Origin of the sequence: Actinophytocola sp. (assembly GCF_050699935.1) — a bacterium.
Classification (GTDB): Bacteria; Actinomycetota; Actinomycetes; order Mycobacteriales; family Pseudonocardiaceae; genus Actinophytocola.
On record NZ_JBOHGB010000296.1, the window covers coordinates 1 to 2,103 of the forward strand.

Here is a 2,103-nt window from a genome sequence, read left to right on the forward strand (position 1 = left end):
GGCGCAGGGTGAGCAGCCGCTCGGCCTCCGCCGCGCGGGCCGCGGCCGGCAGCTCGTCCAGCGCGGCGATCGGCACTTCGGACAGCGTCAGGTCGCGGCGGCCCACCACGCCCGCGTAGACCCCGGCGCGCCGGGACGGCGGCACCACCCGCAGGAAGCGCACCAGCCGGTGCGCGCCGAGCGCCCGCCCGAACGCCACGAGCTCGTCGTCGCTCGCGCCGAGCAGCGCCCGCCACAGCGTGCGCCCGCCCGGCACGCCGCCGGGACGGTGCGGGTCGAGCAGCACGCGGAGCAGCCGGGCGGGGTCGTGCCGGGCGAGCAGCCCGATCGTGCGAGCCAGCCCGAACGGCACCGACGCGTGCGGGGCCGCCCGCTCGAGCACCGCCAGCACCCGGCCCGGCTCGCTCAGCGCGGCGGCCGCGAGCCCGGTGCCGAGCGTCTCCAGCACCTGGGCCCAGCCCGACCTCGGGGTCGCCGACAGCTCGGCGTCGAGGTGGTCGAGGAAGACCGCCGGGTGGCGGTGGCCGACCATCCGCCAGCCGGTGACGGCGTACCCGAGCTCGGGCAGCGCGGCGGCCACGGTCGCCGGCGAGCACGCGGGCAGCAGGACCGCCGCCTCCACGTCGCCGAACCGCTCGCGGACCGCCGGCAGCAGCGCCTCCGCGAGTCCGGTGGCCCGGCGCCTGCGCACGTCCTGGTACAGGGTGGCGCGCAACGCGGACGGCAGCTCCGGCAGCCGTGCGGTCAGCACGCTGGCGGGCAGCCCGAGGCGCACCGCCACCCCGAGCGCCCGCCGCACGACGCCGGTCTCCCCGGCGGCCAGGCACCGCTCGGCGTACCCGCGCTCGCCGGCCACGTACGCGAGCTGCAGCCCGATGCGCCGGGCGAAGCCGCCCTCGGCGTACAGCTCGTCGAGCAGGCCGGTCAGCTTGGGCGGCGGCAGCGTCCGGGCGGTCGTGGCGAGCTCGCGCTGCCGGGCGCCGTAGGGCAGGCCGTCGATGCCGGCGAGCAGCCGTCGTGCGGTGGTCACGGGCCGGCATTGTGCCCGGTGACCACCGCCCGCATCAGCCGATTCGCAGTGATGCCACCCGGCCCTGCGCACCGGACGCCCAGCACGCGCCGTCCCGGCCGCAGTCGACCGAGTCGAACGTGCCGTCGTCGAACTGGTGCCAGCGCCGGCCGGCGTCGAGGCTGAGGTCGCTGCCCGTCGGGCCGACGGCGAGCAGCACCGAGTGCAGGAACGGGTGGTACACGACCGCGGACCGGTAGCCGGCCGGCGAGTTCACCGGTTCGCGCCAGGTGTGCCCGCCGTCGCGGGTCAGCGCCAGGTTGTCCTCGCCGCCGGTCGGGTTCAGGAAGTCGCCGCCGATCGCTATTCCGTGCGCGCCGCCCTGCCGCGTGGTGCGGAACGCGACCGCGAACACGCCCGCGCTCGGGTTGCTCAGCAGCGGCGTCTCGCTCGCGGTCCAGGTGCGGCCGCGGTCGGCGGAGTGCAGCACGCGCGCGACGGTCGAGCCTCCGGTCGCGATCCACGCGTCACGCTTGCCGGCCACCGTGATGCACTGCCCGCTGGCCGAGAACTGGAACTCGCCGTCGAGCGCCGGCGGGATCCCGTCGCCCGGCACGCGCTGCCACGACCGGCCACCGTCCGATGTGGACAGGATGCGGAACTCGCCCTCGACCGGGTCGCCGGCGACGAGGCCGTGGCGCTTGTCGAAGAAGGCCACGCAGTTGTAGAACGCGGCCGGCTCGGTGTTGCGGAAGGTCTCGGTCCACGTGGCACCGCCGTCGGTGGTCCGGTAGATCCGCGAGTCCTCGCCGTTGCCGATCGACAGCGCCACCGCGTTGCGCGCGTCGAACGCCTCGATGTCGCGGAAGTCGAGGGCCTCGGTGTCCGGCGGGCCCACCTGTTGCCAGCTCCGGCCGCCGTCCACGGTCCGCAGCACGGTGCCGCGGGCGCCGCTCGCCCACGCGACGTGCCGGCTGAGGACCGACAGCCCGCGCAGCTGCGCGTCGGTCCCCGTCGGGGTGAGCTTCCAGGACAGTCGGTCGGCGCGGTCGGCGCGGTCGGCGCGGTCGGCGCGGTCGGCGCGGTCGGCGGGG

General features: G+C 77.0%; 1 protein-coding gene and 1 pseudogene. Both read right to left on the reverse strand.

The window, feature by feature from the left end:
• Positions 1–1,030 (reverse strand): annotated as a pseudogene (locus tag ACRDTB_RS38040) (hypothetical protein); the annotation flags it as partial.
• 34 nt (positions 1,031–1,064) lie between these two features.
• Complete coding sequence (locus ACRDTB_RS38045) at positions 1,065–2,045, reverse strand: WD40/YVTN/BNR-like repeat-containing protein (protein ID WP_431437132.1); 981 nt, start codon at positions 2,043–2,045, stop codon at positions 1,065–1,067.
• Positions 2,046–2,103: the final 58 nt, after the last annotated feature.